The sequence below is a fragment of the Micromonospora musae genome (assembly GCF_003626545.1).
Taxonomy (GTDB): Bacteria; Actinomycetota; Actinomycetes; order Mycobacteriales; family Micromonosporaceae; genus Micromonospora; species Micromonospora musae.
In genome coordinates this window covers 78,093-98,828 of record NZ_RAZS01000010.1, presented here as the reverse complement: position 1 = coordinate 98,828, position 20,736 = coordinate 78,093, and the positions used below count along the sequence as shown (strand labels likewise).

Annotated in this window: 12 protein-coding genes; 2 read left to right on the top strand and 10 right to left on the bottom strand. The window is 74.7% G+C overall.

What is annotated here, in order from left to right; genetic code table 11:
• From D7147_RS24870 to D7147_RS24850, 5 genes are all read right to left on the bottom strand, one after another.
• A complete protein-coding gene (locus D7147_RS24870; RefSeq protein WP_120681788.1) occupies positions 1-3,516 on the bottom strand; it encodes a non-ribosomal peptide synthetase in 3,516 nt (1,171 codons plus the stop codon).
• Positions 3,513-5,822, bottom strand: a complete 2,310-nt coding sequence (locus tag D7147_RS24865) for a lantibiotic dehydratase (protein ID WP_120681786.1) — start codon at positions 5,820-5,822, stop codon at positions 3,513-3,515. Before D7147_RS24865 ends, D7147_RS24870 begins: the two co-directional genes overlap by 4 nt.
• Positions 5,819-8,968 (bottom strand): thioesterase domain-containing protein, encoded by a 3,150-nt coding sequence (locus tag D7147_RS24860; protein ID WP_120681784.1) that lies wholly within the window; start codon positions 8,966-8,968, stop codon positions 5,819-5,821. The genes D7147_RS24865 and D7147_RS24860 overlap by 4 nt, the downstream gene beginning before the upstream one ends.
• Positions 8,965-12,441 (bottom strand): AMP-binding protein, encoded by a 3,477-nt coding sequence (locus D7147_RS24855; RefSeq protein ID WP_120681782.1) that lies wholly within the window; start codon positions 12,439-12,441, stop codon positions 8,965-8,967. Before D7147_RS24855 ends, D7147_RS24860 begins: the two co-directional genes overlap by 4 nt.
• A gap of 329 nt (positions 12,442-12,770) precedes the next feature.
• Complete coding sequence (locus tag D7147_RS24850; protein ID WP_120681780.1) at positions 12,771-13,175, bottom strand: DUF2267 domain-containing protein; 405 nt, start codon at positions 13,173-13,175, stop codon at positions 12,771-12,773.
• Positions 13,176-13,630: 455 nt separating this feature from the next.
• On the opposite strand from D7147_RS24850, the gene D7147_RS24845 reads away from it, so the two are divergent.
• Positions 13,631-14,803, top strand: coding sequence for a hypothetical protein (locus D7147_RS24845; RefSeq protein WP_158609391.1), 1,173 nt, complete (start codon positions 13,631-13,633; stop codon positions 14,801-14,803).
• A 235-nt stretch (positions 14,804-15,038) separates the two neighbouring features.
• On the opposite strand, the gene D7147_RS24840 is transcribed toward D7147_RS24845, so the two are convergent.
• Together D7147_RS24840 and D7147_RS24835 are read right to left on the bottom strand one after the other, a co-directional pair.
• Positions 15,039-15,947 carry an NAD(P)-dependent oxidoreductase gene (locus D7147_RS24840; RefSeq protein WP_120681776.1) on the bottom strand — a complete coding sequence of 303 codons (909 nt, stop codon included), beginning with the start codon at positions 15,945-15,947 and terminating at the stop codon, positions 15,039-15,041.
• Positions 15,944-16,813, bottom strand: a complete 870-nt coding sequence (locus D7147_RS24835) for an NAD(P)-dependent oxidoreductase (protein WP_120681774.1) — start codon at positions 16,811-16,813, stop codon at positions 15,944-15,946. Before D7147_RS24835 ends, D7147_RS24840 begins: the two co-directional genes overlap by 4 nt.
• A gap of 150 nt (positions 16,814-16,963) precedes the next feature.
• Here D7147_RS24835 and D7147_RS24830 point away from each other — a divergent pair, with 150 nt between their 5' ends.
• The gene (locus D7147_RS24830) at positions 16,964-17,323 is read left to right on the top strand and encodes a winged helix-turn-helix transcriptional regulator (RefSeq protein WP_120681772.1); all 360 of its coding nucleotides are present in this window, start codon (positions 16,964-16,966) and stop codon (positions 17,321-17,323) included.
• Between the two features lie 22 nt (positions 17,324-17,345).
• Here the strand turns inward: D7147_RS24830 and D7147_RS24825 are convergent, their stop codons facing one another.
• The 3 genes from D7147_RS24825 to D7147_RS24815 all read right to left on the bottom strand — a co-directional run bounded on the left by D7147_RS24825 (position 17,346) and on the right by D7147_RS24815 (position 20,646).
• Entirely contained in the window at positions 17,346-18,656 is a 1,311-nt protein-coding gene (locus tag D7147_RS24825) for an MGH1-like glycoside hydrolase domain-containing protein (RefSeq protein ID WP_120681998.1), read from the bottom strand.
• A gap of 134 nt (positions 18,657-18,790) precedes the next feature.
• Complete coding sequence (locus D7147_RS24820; protein WP_120681770.1) at positions 18,791-19,609, bottom strand: sugar phosphate isomerase/epimerase family protein; 819 nt, start codon at positions 19,607-19,609, stop codon at positions 18,791-18,793.
• Positions 19,606-20,646 (bottom strand): zinc-dependent alcohol dehydrogenase, encoded by a 1,041-nt coding sequence (locus tag D7147_RS24815; RefSeq protein ID WP_120681768.1) that lies wholly within the window; start codon positions 20,644-20,646, stop codon positions 19,606-19,608. Before D7147_RS24815 ends, D7147_RS24820 begins: the two co-directional genes overlap by 4 nt.
• Positions 20,647-20,736: the final 90 nt, after the last annotated feature.

Below are 20,736 nucleotides of genomic sequence, written 5' to 3'. Positions count from 1 at the left end.
TCAGTGCGTGGTGCCGCCGGGGCGGCGGGGTGGGTTACGACGGGTACGGCTGCGTCGGGCGGCGGCCCGCAGGGCGGCGCGGGCCAGCTCCGGCCGGTCGGCGGCGCCGTCAAGGCCGGCGGCGAGCGCCCGGATCGTGGGGTGGCGGAACAGGTCGAGCATCTTGATGGAGCGGCCGGTGGCGGCGGTCAGCCGGGCGTGCACCTCGGCCAGGGCGAGCGAGTGCCCGCCGATGTCGAAGAAGTTGTCGGTGACGGCAACCCGGTCGCGTTCCAGCACCTCCCGCCAGATGCCGGCGATGAGCTCCTCGGTCTCGGTGAGCCCCTCCGGGCCGGTCGGCAGCACGACCCGGGGCGACTCGGCGGCGGCCACGGTCATGGCGCCGAGCTGGGCCACCCGGACGGTGGGGCGGGGCAGCTCGGCGGCGACCTGGCGGGCCGGCGCGTCGGGGTTGGCGGCGAGCACGCCGACCAGGGCGGCGAGGTCGGCGAGGAGCGCGCCGATCCGCTCCCCGTCGAAGAGGTCCGGATTGTGCACCACCTCGACGCCGACCCGCCCGGCACGCTCGACCACGTAGACGGTTATGTCGAAGGGTGAGCCGGGCTTCGGCACCGGCGCCGGCTCGGCGGCGAGGCCGGTGAGCGCCAGCCGGGGCGGCGCGAAGTTGAGCACGTTGAAGAGCACCTGCACCAGCGGCGCACGGGAGGTGTCCCGGCCGACGCCGAGCGCCTCGACGATCCGCTCCAGCGGCGCGCCCGGGTGCGTGGTCACCTCGTGCAGCTCGGCGGCGCACCGGTCGACCAGCTCGGCGAAGCTCGCGCCGCCGGTGCGTACCCGGACCGGCACGGTGTCGATGAAGAAGCCGATCACGTCGTCGAAGGCGGCGAGCCGCCGGTCGGCGACGATCGCCCCGAGCACGTGGTCGTCCCCGCCGGTGAGCCGGGCGAGCAGCTCGCCGAAGCCGGCCAGCAGCACCGCGGCGACCGTGGTGCCCAACCGTTCGGCCAGGGTCCGCACCGCCCGATCAGTCGCCTCGGGCAACCGCACGGCGGCCTCAGCCCCGACATAGGTTTGCACGGCCGGGCGCGGGCGGTCCCGCGGCAGCTCCAGCACGGTCGGCGCGCCCTCGAGGTGACCCGTCCACCAGGCCAGATCCGCCTCTCCCCGGCGCCGGTCGCGCTCCGCCCGCCACACCGCGTAGTCCGCGTAGCCGGCGCCCAGCGCCGGCAGCCGCGGCGTGCGCCCCGCCACCGCCTGCTCGTACGCGGCCCCGAGGTCGTCGTAGAGGACCGCCTCGGACCAGCCGTCGAAGACCGCGTGGTGCAGGGTGATCGCCAGCACGTGCTCGGCCGGGCCGAGCCGGTAGACGGTGACCTGCCAGGGCGGCCCGGTGGCCAGGTCGAACGCGTGCCCGGCCCCGGCGGCGAGCATCTCCGCCAGCTCCCGCTCGCGGTCGGCGCCACCGGCCAGGTCGACCACCGGCACCGCCACGTCCGTCGGCTCCTCACGGACGGCGTACGGCACGCCACCGGTCTGCGGGATCCGCCAACGCAGCACGTCGTGCCGCTCCGCGACCGCGCGCAGCGCCACCCCGAGCGCGGTGACGTCGAGCGGGCCGTGCAGCCGGTGCGCCACCGCGATGTTGTACGGCGCGCTGGACGGGGCGAGCTGGTCGACGAACCAGAGCCGTCGTTGCGGCGGGGAGAGCGTCGGTGGGTTGCCGGTGGTGAGCCCGTCCCCGTCGGCCGCCGCGGCGGCGGCGACCAGTTCGAGCAGGCCGGCGAAGGTCCGACCGGTGAGGACGTCCCGGGTGTCGACGTGCCGGCCCAGCTCGGCCCGCAACGCGGCGACCAGCCGCATCGCCGCGATCGAGTTCCCACCGGCGGCGAGGAAGTCGGTCTCCGCAGTGGGGGCGGCACCGAGCAGCCGCGTCCAGATGCGCCGCACCGCCGCGTCGAGCGGTTCGTCCGGGTCGACCGGCGACCGCGCCGGATCGTCGGCCCGGTCGGCGGCGGCGCGCGCACGCAGCGCCGCGCGGTCCACCTTGCCGCTGATCGCGCTGATCGGCAGGTCGGCCAGGCGCAGCACCCGGGCCGGCAGCATCGCGGCGGTCAGCCGGGGCCCGGCGTGGCCCCGCAGCCGCTCGTCGTCGGGAGCGTCCGCCGGGGTGACGAACGCGACCAGCTCCGCGCCGGAAGGGCCCGGCACCGCCTCGACCACCACCCGGTCCACCCCGGGCAGCTCGGCCAGCACCGCCTCCACCTCGCCCAGCTCGATCCGCTGGCCACGGATCTTGACCTGCCGGTCGGCCCGCCCCAGGTAGACGATCCGGCCGTCCGCGGCCTGACGGACGAGGTCACCGGTGCGGTAGAGCCGCGCCCCCGGCTCGTCGGAGAACGGGTCCGGAACGAACCGCTCGGCGGTCAGCCCCGGGCGGTTGAGGTAGCCGTCGGCCAGGCCGGGGCCGCCGATCAGCAGCTCGCCGGTCTCCCCCGGCGGCACCGGACGCAGGTCGGCGTCGACCACGTAGGCGCGGTGGTTGGGCAGCGGCCGGCCGATCGGCACCGGATCGGTCACGTCCGCGGTCAGCGGTCCGCTCACCGCCAGCACCGTGGTCTCGGTCGGCCCGTATCCGTTGAGGAAGGTACGCCCCGGCGCCCAGCGGGCGGCCAGCTCGGCCGGCACCGCCTCGCCGCCGCAGAACACCACCTTCCAGTCGGGAAGCTCGGTCGGGTCCAGCATGGAGAGCACGGTGGGCGTGATGAAGCCCCAGTTGACCTGGTGCGCGGCGATGAACCGGGCGAGCCGGACCGGGTCGGCCCGGTCGTCCGCGCCGATCAGCTGCACCGAGCCGCCGAGCAGCAGCGGGACGAACAGGTCCATCGTGACCGAGTCGAAGCCCAGCGACGCGACGCCGAGGCTGCGCACCCCCGCGTCCGCACCGCTGATGGCGGCCACCCCGTGCACGAACTCGACCACGTTCCGGTGGGTGGTGAGCACCCCCTTCGGACGACCGGTCGAGCCCGAGGTGAAGAGCACGTACGCCGGGTCGCCGGGCCGCGCCGGGCAGGGTGCGAGGGGCGCCGGGCCGGGCAGCCCGAGCGCCGCGATCCCCGGCGCGTCGGCGAACTCGGTCTCGGCGGCGTCGCCGATCACCACGGTCACGCCCGCGTCCGCGGCGATCTCCCGCAGGCGGCGGCGCGGGCCACCCGGCTCCAACGGCACGTAACACGCCCCGGCGAGCAGCACGCCGAGCACGGTGGCGACCAGCTCCGGCCGGCGCTGTCCACAGACCCCGACGCGGCTCTGCCGGCCGACGCCGCGGGCCCGCAGCGCGGCCGCCACCCCGGCGGCCCGTTCCAGCAGCTCCCGGTAACTGAGCCGGTCGTCCCACTGGCGCACCGCCACCGCGTCGGGGGTACGGGCGGCCTGCGCGACGACCAGCTCGGCCAGCGTCGCGTCCGGCCAGGGCAGTGGTTCTCCCTGCACCGCGCTGATGGACAGGATGTCGGTCACCCGTTCTCTCCCCGGTAACTCATCGGATCGGTGATCTGCAGACGCAGCTCGCTCACGTGACCGCGCCCGTGCGCGTCGGTCACCCAGGTGTCGGCCGGCTCCGGGAGCAGTTCGCTCACCACCACGGAGACGTCCGGCCCGCTCTTCACCGCGGCGTCGACCATGGCGCAGAGCGACTGGGCGTACAGCGGGCCGGTGAAGTCGACGTAGCAGGGCTTGACCTCGGTGCCGATCTTCACGAAGACCCGATCCGGCAGGTCGAGCCGCTGCCGCCAGCGCCGTACGGCGAGGAACCGCTCGTCGTCGGCGGTGAGGCCGGCGAGCCCGCAATCCCCGACCGTCGAGCGCCAGGTGCGGCGCGCCACCACCAGCCGGTCGATGGTGATCCGGGGGGTGTGTGGGGCGGGCGCGACCAGCTTGAAGCTGTCCAGCAGCAACGCGCCGAGCAGGTGCCCGAAGATCTCCACCAGGGGCCAGCGGCCGCCGTCGGGCAGGACGGCGACCAGCTCCATCCCGTCGGGTTCGACCCGCACCTCGGTGGCGGCGACGAGCCGCTCGACGTCCGCGCCGCGCGCGGTGTCGATGCCGAGCTGCCGGTCGGCCGGCCCGACGGAGGCGTACGTGGTGCGGGTGGTGATCCGCGGAAAGCCCTCCGGGTAGAGCACCCGCACCCGGGCCGGCCCGAGGTCCGCGTCGAACCCGGCGCGCAGCGCCGCCGGATCGGGGTGGAACGGGGTGAAGACCGCGCTGTCGAACGGCGTGTACGCCGGGTGCAGCTCGCCGAGCACCAGCTGGAACTCACCCCGGTTGATCGCGTCCACGTCGGCGGCGGCGATCGTCACGTCGGGGCTGTGGATCCGGGCCGACGGCCAGCCGGGGCCGGACGCCGCGAAGATCCGCGCCGCCGGTCCGGCCAGGTCCGCGCTGCGCAACCGCACCTCCGCCCGGTCGGCGCTGAGCGCGTCGAGGCCGAACAGCTCCGCCCAGCGGGCGGTGAACTGGGTGCTGGCCTCGGCGAACGGGCCGTCCGGGGCGAGCAGCAGCCCCTGCGCCAACGACCAGACGTCGGCCAGCCGCACCGGTCCGTCGCCCCGCAGCTCGGCGTGCAGATCGTCGAGCAGCCGGCGCATCGCCACGCCGATCTCGGCGGTGAGCCAGCGCGCGGCCTGCAACACGATCGCCAACGGCTCGGCGAGCGCGTCCAGCACCGCCGCGCCGACGGTGAGTTCGAGATCCCGTTCGGTCTCCTCGTAGAGCACCGTGCGGCCCGCGTACATCTGCCCGCTCTGCCGGACGGCCGGCCGGCCGGTGACGGCGGTGAACTCGGCGTTCAGCGCGGTGAGCGCGGCGCGGAGCCGATCCGGGTCGCCGGCCGCGTCGGCCACCACGTCGCGCGCGGCGCAGAGCCGGTCGAATCCGGCGGTCACCTCGACGCGCACCGCCGGTTCACCGATGGCGGCCAGCCGGTCGCGCAGCACCCGCTCGGCCTGCGGACTGATCGGCAGTCCGGCGTCCCAGGTCAGCAGGGACCGTTCCACCAGCCGGTCCAGCAGCAGGAATCCGTCGGCCGCCGAGCGCAGCGGGCGCTCGGCGTCGTGCAGGGCCCGGTCGACCACCGTCGTCGCCGGGGTCCGCCCGTCGCAGTACGCCAGCAGCCGCGCCTCGGCGACGTTGAGCTCCACCGGCGGGTGCAGCGGCCGGCGCAGCTGCCGCCCGGAGACGCTCAGGTGCGGGGGGAGCGCCGGCGCCCACCACCGCCGCACCGCCAGGTCGTCGGCGAGCCGGTCGGCGTACGCGATCAGCGCCCACGCCTCGAAGTGCACCTCCCGCCGGGCGAGCGCGGCGGCGCCGGGGCGCACCCGGGTGGCCGGCTCCTCCGGGTCGAGGCGCCCCCAGCAGACCGGGCCGAAGAAGCCGATGGTCTCCGCCTTGCCGCAGTAGCGCTGCCAGTAGCGCAGCAGCGCCGACTCGCGCCTGCGCCGACGCCAGTTACGGGCCGCCGGGTCGGTGCGCAGCAGCCCGTCGAGCGCGATCAGCATCTCCGGGTTCTGCCAGGTCACCGCCTCGCGCAGCAGCGGATCCGCGGCGATCGCATCGGCCTGCGTGGACGCGTCGAGCTGGGCCCTCTGGAACTCCTTGTCGAACAGCTCGCGGGTGCCCGCTCCGGCCAGCAGCCCGTCGGCGGCGGCCGCGGCCTCGGGCGCGGCGAACGCGTCGAGCCCGGCGGCCGGGAAACCGGCGGTACGCAGCACGACGTCGCGCCACACCCACCAGCCGGTGTCACCGAGCGGGATCCGGTGGCTCACCTGGCCACCTCCACGGCGTCGTCCACGATGTGCAGCCGCAGCTCGCTGAAGTAGCGCCGGCCCTGCCCGTCGGGCACCCAGGCGTCGTCCGGGTTCGGCAGCATCTCGCTGACCACCAGGGACACGTCGTCACCGCCGTCGCCGCGGGCGGCCCGCACCATCGCGCAGAACATGTTGGCGAACGCCGGGCTGCTCAGGTCCACGAAGCAGGGCTTGGTCTCGGTGCCGAGCTTCACGTACACCTGCTCGGGCAGGCCGAGCCGCCGACGCCAGGCGCGGACGGCCAGGAACCGGCCCCGCTCGCCGGTGACCGCGCCCAGCCCGCTCTCGCCGACAGTGGTCCGCCAGGTCTGCCGGGCCACCACGAGCCGGTCCAGCGTGATCCGTGGCGTGTACGGCGCGGCGGCGACCAGCTTGAACCCGTCGACGGCGTGCGCGGCGAGCAGGCCGGAGAAGATCTCGGTCAGCGGCCAGCGCGCTCCGTCCGGCGCCGTCGCGACCAGCCGACCCGCCTCCTCGGCGACGGTCACCGCCACCGTGGGCAGCACCCGCTCGGGCTCGGCGCCGGGCGCCGGGAGGAACGCCAGTTGCCGGTCGGTCGGGCCGATCAGCGCCTCGGCGACCCGGCTGGTGCGCCGGGGCCAGTCGGTGGGGAAGAGCAGCCGGATCCGCTGCTCGCCCAGGTCCTCGGCGAGCGCCGCGCGCAGCCGCTCCACGTCCGGGTGGGCCGGGGTGAACACCTGGCAGTCGAACGACGGCCAGGCGGCGTGCAGCTCACCGAGGACCACCGTGAAGTCACCGCGGCCGAGCGCCTCCGCGTCGGCCGCGCAGATCTGCAGGTCGGGGCTGTGCAACCGGGCGTTGCTCCACTCCGGCCGGACGGTCGGGAACGCCTCGGCCACCCGCGCGGCGAGGTCCGCCACGCGCAGCCGGACCTCTGTCGTCCCCGGAGCGAGGGCGTCCAACCCGAACAGTCCCGCCCACCGGCCGGCGAACTCGGCGGCGACCTTGTCGACCGGACGCTCCCCCTCGCCCCAGAACATTCCCTGCGCGAGGAACCACAGGTCGGACAGGGCCACCGGCCCGCCGCCCGCCTCGGTGCGCAGCTCCTCGTGAAGCTCGCGGAACACCGCCCCGTACGCCTCTTCCAGCGCGGCGGCGAGCCACCGCGCGGCCGGGAGCAGCACCCCGAGCGGCCCGGCGATCAGGTCGAGCAGCGGTCCGCCGAAGACGACGTCGAGCTCGCGGCTGGTGTCCTCGTAGCAGAGCGTCCGCCCGGCGTACATCTGGCCGTCGCGTCGGTGCGCCGGCAGGCCGGTGAGCGCGGTGAACGTCTCGTCGAGCGTGTCCAGCGCGACGCGCAGCCGCTCCGGGTCGCCGGCCGTGGCGGCGACCTCGTCCCGAGCGGCGCAGAGCCGGTCGAAGCCGGCACGGGCCCGCTCCCGGGCCTCGACGTCACCGACGCGTTCGATCCGTTCCCGGAGCACGCTCTCGGCGGCGGGGCTGACCGGCAGCCCGGCGTCCCAGGTGATCAGTTCCCGCTCCACGAGGCGGTCGAGCAGCGCGTAACCGTCCTCGGGGCGGCGCAGCCCGATCGCCGGATCCGTGACCAGGTCCCGCGCCGGGCGGTGGCCGTCGGCGGCGGCGAGCAGCGCCGCCTCGACCGGGGTGACCGGCACCGGCGGGCGGCCGGGCCGCTGCACCGCGCGGTCGACCAGGCGCAGGTGCGGGGCGAGAATCGGCGGCCACCAGGCACGCACGGCGAGGTCCGCACCGATCCGATCGGCGTACGCGGCCAGCGCCCACGCCTCGAACAGCACCCAGCGGCGGCGGGTGAGCGTCGGGCCGGGGCGCACCTCGGCGGTCACCGGAAGGGTCGGGTCCAGGGTGGCCCAGCAACTCGGGCCGAAGAAGCCGACTGTCTCGTTCTTGCCGCAGTAGCGCTGCCAGTACTTGAGCAGGGCCCGTTCCCGGTCCCGCCGGCGTACGTTGCGGGGCGCGTCCGGGCCGGCCCGGTGCAGCCCGTCGAGGGCGAGCAGCACGTTGCGGTTCTGCCAGGTGACCGCCTCGCGCAGCAGCAGGTCGCCGGCCAGCTCGGTGATCTGCCGGGCGCCGGCCGTCACCGCCTCGGCGAACTCCTTGTCGAACCGGTCTTCCCCGGCGCCGGTGGACAGCAGCTCGTCGGCGGCGGCCGCGGCCTGCGGGGCGGAGAGCATGGTGAGCCCGTCAGCCGGGAAGCCGGTGGTCCGCAGGATGGCGTCCCGCCAGACCGACCAGCCGGTGTCACCGAGCGGCACCCGGTGCCCACCGGTCACCGGGGAGGTCACACCGGCGGTGGCGGTTGCGGCCGGCGCGCCGTGCGCCCGGTCCCGCGTGACCGGCTCCGTCGGCGCGCCCGGCACGGCAGCGATCGCGGCGAGCGCGGCGTCCAGGTCGGCGCGGATCACCGCGAGCAGTTCGTCGAGGGCGTCGTGCAGGAAGAAGTGCCCGCCGGAGATCTCGTGCAGCGTGCAGCCCGTCGCGCTGTGCCGGGCCCACGCCTCGCTCTGCTCCCGCGTCACCGCCCGGTCGTGCCGGCCGCTGAACACGACGATCGGCACCGGCAGCGGATCTTCCGCCACGTACCGGTAGCTGTCGACCCGGCCGAAGTCGGCGCGCAGCAGCGGCAGCAGCAGCTCCACCAGCTCGGGGTGGTCGAGGACCTCGGCGGGCAGGCCGCCGCCGCCGCCGAGGCGACGCAGCAACTCGTCGTCGTCCACGGTGGAGAGCCCGTCGAAGAGGCTGGGCGCGCTGACGTGCGGGGCGCGGGCGCCGCCGACGTAGAGCCGCAGCGGCAGCGGCAGCCCCTCGCGGCGCAGCTCGCGGAGCACCTCGAAGCCGAGCCGCCCGCCCATCGAGTGGCCGTAGAGGGCGTAGGGGCCGCTGACCCGCCCGGCGATGGCCCGCGCGACGTCCGCCACCTGGAACCGGGGATCCTCGGTGATCCGGTTCTCCCGGCCCGGCAGCTGCACCGGCAGCACCTCGACGCCGGGGCCGAGACCGGCCGACCAGTGCCGGAACGCGCTGGCCCCGGCGCCGGCGTAGGGCAGGCAGAAGAGCTGCACCGGGGCCACGCCACGGCCACCGGCGGAGACGAACCAGTTCACCGCATGCCTCTCTGAGGGGGATCGATCCAGTACCGCTGCCGCTGGAAGGGGTAGGTGGGCAGGCCGGTGCGGCGTACCGCGCCTTCGGGGTGCAGCGCCGCCCAGTCCGTCTCCTGCCCCGCCACCCAGGCGGCGGCCAGCTCACGCAGCTCTCCGGGCTCGCCCGCGACCCGGACGCCGCTCTCCAGCAGGTCGTCGAGGGCGGCGACCGCGCCCGCCAGGTCGGTGACCACGACCGCCGCCCGGTACGCGAACACCCGCCGGCCGAGCGCCAGCGTGGCGGCCACCTCGGCCAGCGCCGGTGCGGCGCCGGAGAGGTGCGCCCGCAGCCGGATGAGTGCGTCCCGCAGCGCGGCCGGTGTACGCGCGGAGACCGGCAGCAGGTGCGCCGTGGGGTACGGCTGCTCGTCGACGGGTTCGACAGGCGGCGGCTGCTCGACCACGACGTGCGCGTTGGTGCCGCCCAGCCCGAACGAGCTGACCCCGGCGACGCGGCGCGACGCCTCCGGCCAGTCCCGCACCTTCGTCGGTACGTAGAACGGGCCGGCGGCCAGGTCGATCTCCGGGTGCGGGCGCGTGTAGTGCAGGTTCGGCGGGATGGTCCCGTGCTGGACGGCGAGCACCGTCTTGATCAGGCCGGCTATCCCGGCACCCGCGTCGAGGTGCCCGATGTTGGTCTTCACCGAGCCCAGCGCGCAGCTCTCGGCCGGACCGCCCGCGTAGACCTCGTGCAGCGCGGCCACCTCGATGGCGTCGCCGAGCGGGGTGCCGCTGCCGTGCGCCTCGACGAACCGGACCTCGCCGGGCGCCACCTCGGCGGCGGCGAGCGCGTTCGCCACGGCGGCCGCCTGCCCGGCCGGGCCGGGCACCGCGTAGCCGGCGCGGTCCGGGCCGTCGTTGGTGACCGCCCAGCCGGGCAGGATCGCGTAGATCCGGTCGCCGTCGGCCTGGGCGTCGGCGAGCCGGCGCAGCGCGACCACCCCGACTCCCGAGCCGAATCCGGAGCCGCCGGCGGCCTCGTCGAAGGCGCGGCACCGTCCGTCGGGTGAGGCGAGCCCGCCGGGGGTGTGCCGGTAGCGGGGACCGGTGACGTTGACCCCACCGGCGAGCGCGATGTCGCACTGGTAGTCGGCGAGGCTCTGCGCGGCGAGGCAGACCGCGACCAGGGAGCTGGAGCAGGCGCTCTGCACGGCCACGGCCGGCCCGGTCAGCCCCAGCCGGTACGCCACCTGCCCGGGAAGGTGGTCGGTGAACTGCCGGCCGAGCAGCCGGGCCTCCCAGTCGTCCGGGTCGACGTCGCCGACCACCGCCGGGTTGTCCATGAGGTGGAACAGGAAGTAGCGGTTGGCGGAGGTGGCCGAGAAGACGCCGACCAGGCCGGGGAAGCGGGCCGCGTCGTGCCCGGCGTCCTCCAGCGCCTCCCAGGCGGTCTCGAGGAAGAGCCGGTGCTGCGGGTCGGTCCGGGCCGCCTCCTGCTCGCCGAAGGAGAAGAACTCCGCGTCGAAGTCGGCGACGCCGTCGAGCCGGCCGGCGGCCCGTACGTGCCGGGGGTCGGCTCGCAGCGTCGGTCCGATGCCGAGCGCGGCCAGCTCGGCGTCGCTGTGGTCGTGGATCGAGTCGACGCCGGCGCAGAGGTTCCACCAGAAGGTGGCCACGTCGGGCGCGCCGGGGAAGCGGCCGGCGAGGCCCACCACGGCGATCTCGTCGCCGGTGTACTCACGGGCGGCCACCGGAGGCGCGGGCGGTGTGGCCAGCGCGGGGGCCGGTGCCCGGTCGGCGGGCGGGTCGTCGAGAAGCCGGGCCTGCGCGGCCACGGTGGGGTGCTCGAAGAGCCGCAGCATGGGCAGCCGCACCCCGAACCGTTCGGCGATGCGCTGCTGCACCTGACCGAGGAGCAGCGACTGGCCGCCGACGTCGAAGAAGTTGTCGGTCCGGCCGACGGCCGCGCGCCCGAGCACCACCCGCCAGATGTCGTGCACGGCCTGCTCGGTGGGCGTGGTCGGGCCCGCGCCGGGCGCCACGGTGTGCTCCGGGTCCGGCAGCGCCCGCTCGTCGACCTTGCCGCTGACGGTGAGCGGGAACTCGTCGACCGGCACCACGGCGCGGGGCAGCGCGTACTCGGGCAGTTGACGGGCGAGCGCGGCGCGCAGGGCGGCCGGGTCGAGCGGGCCGGCGGCCGGCCGGACGTACGCCAGCAGCGCGCCGTCGCGGGCGACGGCCCGTACGCCCGCGACGCCCGGTTCGGCGGCGAGCAGCGCCTCGATCTCGGTCAGCTCGATCCGGAAGCCGCGCACCTTGACCTGCCGGTCCAGCCGGCCGAGGCAGCGCAGTTCGCCGGTGGGCAGCCGCTCACCGAGGTCCCCCGTCCGGTACGCCGGCACCCCGTCCGCGTCGGTGAAGAACCGGTCGCTGTCCTGGTCGAGGTAGCCGGGGGCGAGGTGGGCGCTGCGTACCACGATCTCGCCGTCCTCGGTGAGGCGCAGCTGGTAGCCGGGGAGCGCGGCGCCGATCGGCAGCGGCCCGGTGCCGCTCGGGTCCGCCTCGGCCAACGGCAGCGCGTACCGGGCGGCGAAGGTCAGCTCGGTGGCGCCGTAGCCGTTGACCAGCAGGCATCCGGGGGCGAACCGCCCCTGCCCGCGGGCGGCGTCGGCGTGGGTGGCCTGTTCCCCGCCGAGCAGCACCACCCGTACCCGGTCGAGCCGCTCGACGCCGGGGGTGTCGAGCAGGAACCGGTAGACCGTGGGCGTCGAGTGGTAGACGGTGACGTCGTGCCGGGCGAGCTGCTCGACGGCGTGCGCGAGCCCGTGGCGGCGCAGGTCGACCGGGATGACCGCGGCGCCGGTGAGCAGCGCCGGGTAGAGGTCGGGGATGGCCGCGTCGAAGCTGAACGAGGCGAGCAGGCTGAGTCGGTCGTCCGGCCCGATGTGGAGGGTGTCGATCTGGTTGCGCACCACGTGCAGCAGGTTGCGGTGGGTCTGCCCGACCGCCTTGGGCACGCCGGTCGAGCCGGAGGTGAAGAGCACGTAGGCCAGCGCGTCGGGGTCGACCCGCACCGGGCGCAGCGGGGCGGGGCGCGGGTCCGCCTGCACGAGGACGCGGGTGGCGGGCCGGTCGGCGACGAGCGCCCGCGCGAGCTCCTCGTGCTCGGGCGCGCAGAGGACGGTCGTCACCGCGGCGCCGCTGAGCATGTGGCGCAACCGGCGGTGCGGGAAGCCCGGGTCGAGCGGCACGTACGCGCAGCCGGCGGCGAGCGTGCCGAGGATGGCGGCGATGGTGGGTGTCCCGTGCGTGGTCAGCAGGGCGACGCGGTCGCCCGGCTCGGCCCCGGCCGCGAGCAGCGCCTCGGCGTACCCGCCGGCGAGGCCGGCGAGCTGGGCGTAGCTGAGCTGCCCGGTCTCGGCGAGGACGGCGGGGCGGTCGGGACAGGCGGTTGCGACCTCGCCGAAGCCAGCTATCAGCGTTTCGTTCGTCATCTCGGGATGTCGAGCTTCATCCACAATGGACGGACGCGCAGCAGTAATCGACAGTGATCATGATCCCCCCCAGGACTTCACATTGACAGCAGCATAAGTCTCAATACCTGGGAGAAAAGTTCATCGATGAGAGTCCGCCCGAAGAGCCGATCGGGGCCTCAGACGAGGGGTCGGGGAAACAGACCGATCATCCCTCTGGCACCTAGAGTAGTTGTCGCATAGAGCGCGACGGGCGGTCAATCTTCCGGCTAACCCGGCCGACCACCGGCAAATTTCCGGAACTTCGGCGAATGTCGGACCTTGGACAGGAGCGCGCGGCTGGTCCGGGCTCAGCCATCGTACGTCGGCGGGAGCGGCTGCACAGCGCCGTCGGCGCGCGTCGGCAGCCGGGCCACCATTTCCTGGAACTCGGCGACGGTGACCGCCTCCCGCAGGGTCGCGAAGACCGCTCCGGTGCCCCGCCGTGCCGTCGCCTCGTCCACCCCGGCCCGCTCCCCCACCCGGCGCAGGAACTCCGCGGGGCCGGCGGGCCCCGACGCCGCGTCCGTCCCCGCCCCCGCCCCCGACAGGTAGCCGTCCAGGTCGTCCGGCAGTCGCCCGGCCAGATCGTCCGTCGGACGACCCGTCACCCGCTCCGCCATCGTCTGCAGCACCGCACGGGCGACGTCGGCCGCCTGCTCCGGCGGAAGCCCGGAGCGCCGGGAGACCGCGTCGATGAAGCGGGGAAACCGCACGCGCGCCTCCTTCGTCGCCGGTCCGGCGCATACCCCGGCCCGACGCCGACAAACCGGCCCCGGATCAGCGCAGCAGCGCCTCGGCGCGCAGCTGGTCGACAAGCCGGTGAGACGCGCTCGCGGTCGGCGTATCCGAGCCAGGCGGCTTCGGCGACCTCACTGGCCGGATGGATCGAGGCGACCTCGTCGATCCCGGTGAGGTCGTCTCTCCGTCGAACGGATACCACCGGGGTCGTTCCTGGGAGCAGTCCCCCGGGCCGGGTCCACGATCGGTCGGCCGCCGCCGTTCACGGACGAGACCGTCCCCAACCAGCGGCCCGCTCGGCACTGTCACGAATGGACGTCCTGGCGGATGGCGGGAAAACCCTCCCCGTTCTCGACCGCGCGAGGGACAACACCCCGACCCGCTCTGGCGCAGAGTGACGGTACCCGTACGCAACGAGAAGGGGAGACGCATGGGGCGCGCAGACCGGATCCGGGGCAGGCTCATCCGTCTGGCGATCGCGGCAGCTCTCGTCGCCGGTCTCGGCACGTTCGGAGCCGGGACGGCGTCGGCCTCACCACCGGCCGACGAGCCACCGGCCGGCAAGCCACCGGCCGGCCCGCCGGCGACCGTAACCTGGCGGGATCTCGGCACCCTCGGCGGCAGTTGGAGCACCCCCACCGACGTGAACGACGCCGGCCAGGTGGTCGGCACCAGCGCGACCGCCGACGGCAGGTCCCGCGCCTTCCGCTGGCAGCGAGGCGTCCTCACCGACCTCGGCGCACTCGGCGAGAACAGCGCGGCGACGGCCGTCAACGAACGCGGCGAGGTCGTCGGCAGCAGCGACGGCCGGCCGGTGCGGTGGCGCAACGGCAGCCCGATCGACCTCGCCGCCGTACAGGGCCCGGCTCAGGCGCTCGACGTCAACGATCGTGGCGAGGTGATCGGCGTCCGGTACACCGAGACCAGCGGCATGTACGGCCAGGGATTCCTCTGGCGGGACGGACGCAGCGTCGACCTGCCGGGCCTGGGCGGTGACAGCTACCCGGTGACGATCAACAACCGGGGCGAGGCGGTCGGGTTCGTCACCACCGCGACGACGAGCGAGGCGGCGCTCTGGCGCAACGGCCGACTGATCCGGCTGGGCCCGCCCGACGCGCTGGCCAGCATGGCGCACGACATCAACGATCGCGGTCAGGTGCTCGGCAGCATGCGCCTCGACGGCGACCCGAACTGGCACAACTTCCTGTGGCACGACGGGGTCCGCACCGACCTCGGCGCCATCACGACCGTCGGGATCAACAGCCGGGGTGAGTTCGCCGGAAACCCCGACGGGCCGCTCGGCACCCGCCCGGTGCGCTGGCACCGGGGCACCAGCACCGAACTCGCTCCCCTCGGCGGCGACTTCGCCCAGGCCTCGGCCATCAACAGCGCCGGCAGCGTGGCCGGGCAGTCGAGCACCGCGGACCAGCAGACCCACGGGGTGGTCTGGACCCGCAACCGGGTCATCGACCTCGGTCCGCTCCAGCACGGTGCCTCCATCGGCGGAGTCCAGTCCATCAACGACCGGGGGCTCGTCGTCGGAGTCCTCAACCCGACCGGGGAGGGTTACCGGGCGGTGGTCTGGGACACCGCCCGCCGGTAGTCTCCCGCGACCGACCTCCCGGGGTCGACGCCGGCCGGCTCCGGGTGTCCTGTGTGCGCCATGACGCAGACCGGTCACCGTCGACCGCCCGACCCGAACGGTCACCTGCTCGATGCTCCGTTGCGTACCACCGCGACCGACCCCGGACCGTCGTCCGGGAACTCGCCAGCGGTGGCACCCACCGGGCGGGCACGGGCGCTGGGGGCTCGCGCCCGCCCGGTGTCCCGTCCGACCGTCAGCCGTCCGCCCTGATCACCTCGTAGAGAGCGGTCCAGTTCCTCGTGCCGTGCCCGGCGGCGATCGCCCGCTCGTAGTGGGACCTGACCGCCTCCGGCAACCGGACGTCGACGCCGGCCCTCGCACTGGTCCGCACGATGTGATCCGCCGTGGCGCCCATCATCAGGGTGGTGCTGAGGTCCCCGGGGTGCTCGCCGGCCTCCAGTTGCCGGGCCAGCTGCGACCCGTCGCCGATCATCTCCGGAATGTCGGTGAGGGTGGCGAGCGCGCCCGGCAGGAAGTCGGCCGCCGGCACGCCGGCCGCGGTGACGAGGGCCGTGGCGTGCAGGAGGCTCGACAGCGCGGTGAGGAAGACGTCGAGGTGGGCCTGGTAGAAGAGCTGAGCGAGCCCGGGATCCGCGCCGAGGTACTTCGGCTGCCCGACGACGCTCAGCGCCGGTTCGTGCACCTCGAAAACGTCCTCGGGCCCGCTGTAGAAGACGTACGACCCGGGGTGGCCGATCGCGGGAGCCGGCACCATCACCCCGCCGGTGAGGAAGCTCGCGCCACGGTCGGCGGCCCACGCGGCCGCCTCCCGGGACGCGTCGGGCGTGTCGGAGCTGAGGTTGGCGAGGGTCCGGCCGGCCAGCACGCCGGGCCGCCGCCGGTCGTCCGCCACCGGGCCGAGAATGTCGTACATCGCCTGGTAGTCGGTGAGGCTGAGGATGGTCAGACCGCTCGCGGCGACGGCGTCCGCGGGGCTGGGCGCCCGCCTGGCCCCGGCGGCGACGAGGTCGTCGGCGCGACCGGGCGTACGGTTCCACACGGTCACGGCGTGCCCGGCCCGCAACAGGGCACCGGCCATCGCCCGGCCCATCGGGCCGAGACCGATCACGGTGACGGCGGTCGGCGTGCCGGGGCGGCTCATCGGGTGCTCCTCAGTTCCTCGAAGATCCGGGCGGTGCCGTCTTCGCCGTGGCCGGCGGCGATCTGCCGTCGGACGACGTCGTGCACCGGCTCGAGCACCACCGGGTCGACACCCTGCTCGTCGGTGGCTCTCAGCAGCGTGGCCAGGGCGGTTTCGGTGAACCGCAGGCTCTGCTGGCCGTCGCCGGTGTAGTCCTTCGCGTCGATCGTCGCGGCGAGGCCGGCCAGCTGACCGACCATGGCGGCGAGGAACGGTGCCTGCCGCTGGGCGAACTCGGCCGCCGGGACACCCGCCGCGCCGACCATCGCCGCGCCGTGCAGGAAGCCGGCGAACATCGTGTACATGCCGGCGAGCATCGCCATGTCGTGGAGGGAGGCCATGCCGGCGTCCGTTCCGAGGAAGCTGCTGGTGCCCCAGAGGTCACGCAGCGCCCGGTGCTGCGCGAAGGCGGTGGGCGAGCCGCTGTAGAGGATCGCCGAGCCGGGACTGCCGATCATCTCTGGAACGGCCATGATCGCGCCGTCGAGGAGGGTGACGCCGCGCTCGGCGGCCCAGGTGGCGAAGTCGCGCGACTCGTTCGGCGTCGTGGTGGTCAGGTTGATCACGGTGCGTCCGGGAAGACCGGCGGCGACCGGGTCGAGTACGCCGTGCACCGACTCGTGGTCGAAGAGGCAGACGACGATGACGCCGTCGCCCGCGATCGCCTCCGCCACGGTCGCGGCCACGGTCGCGCCACGCCCGGCGAGCGCCTCTGCCCGGTGTGCGGTGCGGTTCCAGACGACGGTGGGTCGGCCGCCGGCGATCGCCGCCGTGGCCAGCGCGCTGCCCATCGCTCCCAGTCCCAGAAACGTTGTGCTGGTGGTCATTCGGAGATCCCTCTGCTCTGCTCGGTGAGTTGACGGGCGCGCCGATGACCATCGTTCGCGAGTACTCTCCGGTGGACAAGTACTCACTAAATTGTTCAATACTTACCTTCTGGTAAGTATTGGCGTGGCTCCTGGCCAGGGGAGGGTGCGGTGGCGTCGAGCAGCAGGCGCGGTCCCTACATCTGCGGCATCGACGCCGCGATGGACGTGGTCTCGGGAAAGTGGAAGTCGCTGATCCTCTGGGAGCTGGACACCTACGGCAGCCGCCGCTTCGGGGAACTCAGGCGAGGCCTCCCCGGTGTCAGCGAGAAGATGCTCATCCAGCACCTGCGCGAGATGGAGGAGGACGGGCTGATCCACCGCGAGGTCCACCGGGAGGTTCCGCCCAGAGTGGAGTACTCCCTCACCGAGCACGGCAGGTCCCTCAACCAGGCCCTCCGCCCGCTCGGCGAGTGGGGAACCCAGCGCGCCACCCGCCTCGCCGCGGAGAGCGCCGGTACGCCCGCGTGACGCCGGACCGCCCGCCGGCGGCTCAGATCACGGGGGCCGGCTCGCGCGTCTCGGCCAGCAGGTCGAGCAGGAGCGCCGCGGTCCAGCCGAAGGCCGGCGAGCCCAGCCCGGCCCCCGTGTCCGGATGGAAGTACTCGTGGCAGCCGGCGGTCGCCACCAGCCCCACCATCGAGCGCGCCAGCCCCTCGGCCAGGTCGGCGCGCGCGTGGCCGAGCAGTCCACAGCGGACCCACCAGTTGACGTTCATCCAGCTCGGGCCGCGCCAGTAACGCAGCGGCTCGAAGTCCGGCGCGGTGCGGTCGTGGCTGGGCAGCGGTCGGGCCATCCGGAGTGCCACGCCGAAGCGGGCCGAGCACGCCTCGGCGACGACCGTCCGGGCCTGCGGCGTCGGTAGGTCGGGCAGCATCAGCGGCGCCAGGCCGAGCACCGTCCGCGCCGGTATCAGCCGCCCGGTCCGCAGGTCCCGAGGCTGGAACGTCCCGGTGTTCGGGTCGTACAGCCGGCGCACGAGCGCCTCGGTGATGCGGGCCGCCCGGTCCCGGTGTGGAGCCGGGTCGGCGCCGACCAGCGGCGCGATCCGGGCCAGCGCGTGCTCCGCCGCGCCCGCCGCCGCGTTGAACAGCGGGCACTCCACCAGGAAGGGATGCCGGCCGGGCAGGTCCTCGTCCCGGTAGCCGCCTTCGCGGTAGGAGGCGACGATCGCCACGTACCGCGCGTAGTCCAGGTCGGTGGGGCGGTGCGCGGGGGCGGCGTGCGCGGTGTCGTGCCGGTGGTACGCCCGCATCACCGCCGCGTCGGCCGGCACCGCCGCCAGCGGCGCGTCCCAGGCGGGGCTGTTGTCCAGCCCCGACTCCCACGGGTGCACCACGCAGGCCAACCCGGCGCCGCCCACGTTCCGGCGGGTCGCCAGGTAGCGCTGCTGGGCCACGAGCCGGGGGTAGAGCCGGCGCATCGCCGCGCGGGCCGCGTCCGAGGGGGCCCGCCGGTACGCGAGCCAGGCCGCGAGGGCGTGCACCGGCGGCTGGACCAGCCCGGAGGTGGCGATGGTCGGCGCGCCCTCGACCCGCGCCGACGCCCAGAACTCGGGCCCGGGGAAGTACGCCCCGACCGGCAGCCGCGGATTGAACACGATGTGCGGCACTCGCCCGTCCGCCCACTGGGCGCGGAACAGGCTCTCCAGCTCCCGCCAGGCGCGCTCGGGACGGACGTGGGCCCACCCGATCGCGATGAACGCCGAGTCCCAGCTCCACTGGTGCGGGTAGAGCGTGCGCGAGGGCACCGTGTGGTCGTGTTCCCAGTTCGCCTCCAGGGTCGCCCCGGCGAGCCGGCGCAGCCGTTCGACGTCGTCGCCCGGCCCGCCGACGGCGCCGTCGTCACCCGGCCCGTTCGGCTCGTCGGTCGACTCGCCCCGATCGGGCCTGCCCGGCGCCGCGTCGAGCGCGCCCTCGGGCCGCAGGCCGCCGGTGTTCACGCCGCCGCCCGGCGCGGCTCGGCGTGCCGCAGCACCGTGGCAGCCTGCTGCAGCGCCCGCACCGGATCGCCGCGGAGCCGACACTCCAGCGCCAGCCAGCCCTGGTAGCCGAGTTCGAGCAGGGTGCGGACCAACGCCGGCCAGTCGAGGTGACCGGCGCCGGGCTGGTACCGGTTGGAGTCGCTGACCTGGACGTGCCCCAGGTACGGCGCGGCGGCGCGCAGCGCCCGGTGCACGTCGTCCTCCTCGATGTTCATGTGGAAGGTGTCGGCGACCACGCGCACCGAGGGCAGCCCGACCGCCGCGCAGAGCGTCATCGCCTCGTCGAGGCGGTTGACCATGTGGTCCTCGTACCGGTTCAGCGGCTCGAGGAAGAGCACGACCCCCTCGCGGCGGGCGTGCTCGCCGAGGAGGCCGAGCGCGTCCACGAGCACCTGCCGGTCGCCGGCCGGCGGCCGGGGCGGCTCGAACGGCGGCAGCCGCCGGGAGAACATCCCCCAGGCGGCGGGGGTCATCACGCCGACGCCGCCCAGCTCGGCGAGGACCGAGAGCTGCGAGCGCAGGTTGCGTACGGCGTCGGCGGAGCGCGCCGGGTCGAAGTCGCCGATGAAGTGGTCCATCTCGACGCAGACGGTGGGCATCACCACGCCGGCGGCGCGGGCCCGGCGCAGTTCGGGAAGCCGCTGGGCGAAGGCCAGGTCGCCGCGTCCGCGCAGCTCGATCCCGTCGTAGCCGAGGGAGACGGCGAGCGCGTACTTCTGGATCAGGTCGGTGCCGGGCAGGAGCTGCTCCTGGCAGGCGATCGGAATGGTCATGGGAACCTCAACACGACTTGGAGGACGTCACCGTCACCGCGGTCGAGCAACGCCAGCGCATCGGCCACCGCGCCGGCGTCGACGACGTGAGTCACCAGCGGCAGCGGGTCCACGTTCCCCTCGGTCACCAGCTCCATGAAGGTCTGGGCGACCCGGGTCCCGGTCCACCGGCCGGCCATGCCGGGCGCCGGGGTGGGCCCGGAGACCTGGGCCGCCACCAGCTGGATCCGGTTGTGGTGGAACTCCTCGCCGAGGCCGAGGCCGTCGGCCTGCCCCTGGTAGAAGCCGGCGGCCACGACGCGGCCGGCGTGGGTGGTGGCCCGGATCGCCTCGTGCAGCGCCGGGTACGCCCCGGCCAGCTCGAGGCAGACGTCGGCGCCCCGGCCACCGGTGGCGCCGCGCAGCACGGCCGCGGCCGATTCGACGCCCGCGTCGACGGTCGACCGGGCGCCGTAGCGGGCGGCGTGCACGAGCCGGCCGGCGACCCGGTCCACGGCCACGACGCGGGCGCCGGAGAGCACCGCGAGGCGGGTGGCGAGCAGACCGATCACGCCCTGGCCGAACACGCCGACCCAGTCCCCGAGGTGCAGGTCGCCGGCGAGTACGGCGGTGAGCGCGATGGCGCCGGGGCGGGCGAAGACGCCCGCCAGCGGGTCGAGCCCGGGGGCCAGTGGCGCGACGGCGTCGGCGGCGAGGACCGCCTCGGCCCGGTGGCCCCAGATGCCCCAGACGATCTGCCCCGGGTGCCGGTCGGTCACCTCGGGTGCCACCTCGACGATCTCGCCGACCTCTTCGTAGCCGAAGCCGACCAGCGGATAGGGCACCGGGGTCTGGCGCGGTACGAACATCCGGCTGATGTCGTCCCAGTCCTTGCTGAGCCGGGGGTTGCTGCCCCGGTAGAGGGTGAGCTCGGTGCCGGCGGAGATGCCGGAGTAGCAGGTGCGGACGCGGACCTGGCCCGGACCGAGTGGGTCCACGGGGCAGGGCTCCAGGCTGATCCGTCGGGGCCCGGCGAGAGAGACAACCCAATTGACCATGAGTCACATCCCGGTAGCGCCGGGCTCCATCGTAGAACAAAAAATCGGCATATGTCTTGTAATTGATCAATCGAAGGCGTTGAATCCCCG

What these genes read in the sequence shown, in the direction of transcription:
- D7147_RS24855 (WP_120681782.1), bottom strand. Translation starts at nt 12,441, where the DNA reads ATGACGAACGAAACGCTGATAGCTGGCTTCGGCGAGGTCGCAACCGCC.
- D7147_RS24845 (WP_158609391.1), top strand. Translation starts at nt 13,631, where the DNA reads ATGGGGCGCGCAGACCGGATCCGGGGCAGGCTCATCCGTCTGGCGATC.
- D7147_RS24840 (WP_120681776.1), bottom strand. Translation starts at nt 15,947, where the DNA reads ATGAGCCGCCCCGGCACGCCGACCGCCGTCACCGTGATCGGTCTCGGC.
- D7147_RS24835 (WP_120681774.1), bottom strand. Translation starts at nt 16,813, where the DNA reads ATGACCACCAGCACAACGTTTCTGGGACTGGGAGCGATGGGCAGCGCG.
- D7147_RS24820 (WP_120681770.1), bottom strand. Translation starts at nt 19,609, where the DNA reads ATGACCATTCCGATCGCCTGCCAGGAGCAGCTCCTGCCCGGCACCGAC.
- D7147_RS24815 (WP_120681768.1), bottom strand. Translation starts at nt 20,646, where the DNA reads ATGGTCAATTGGGTTGTCTCTCTCGCCGGGCCCCGACGGATCAGCCTG.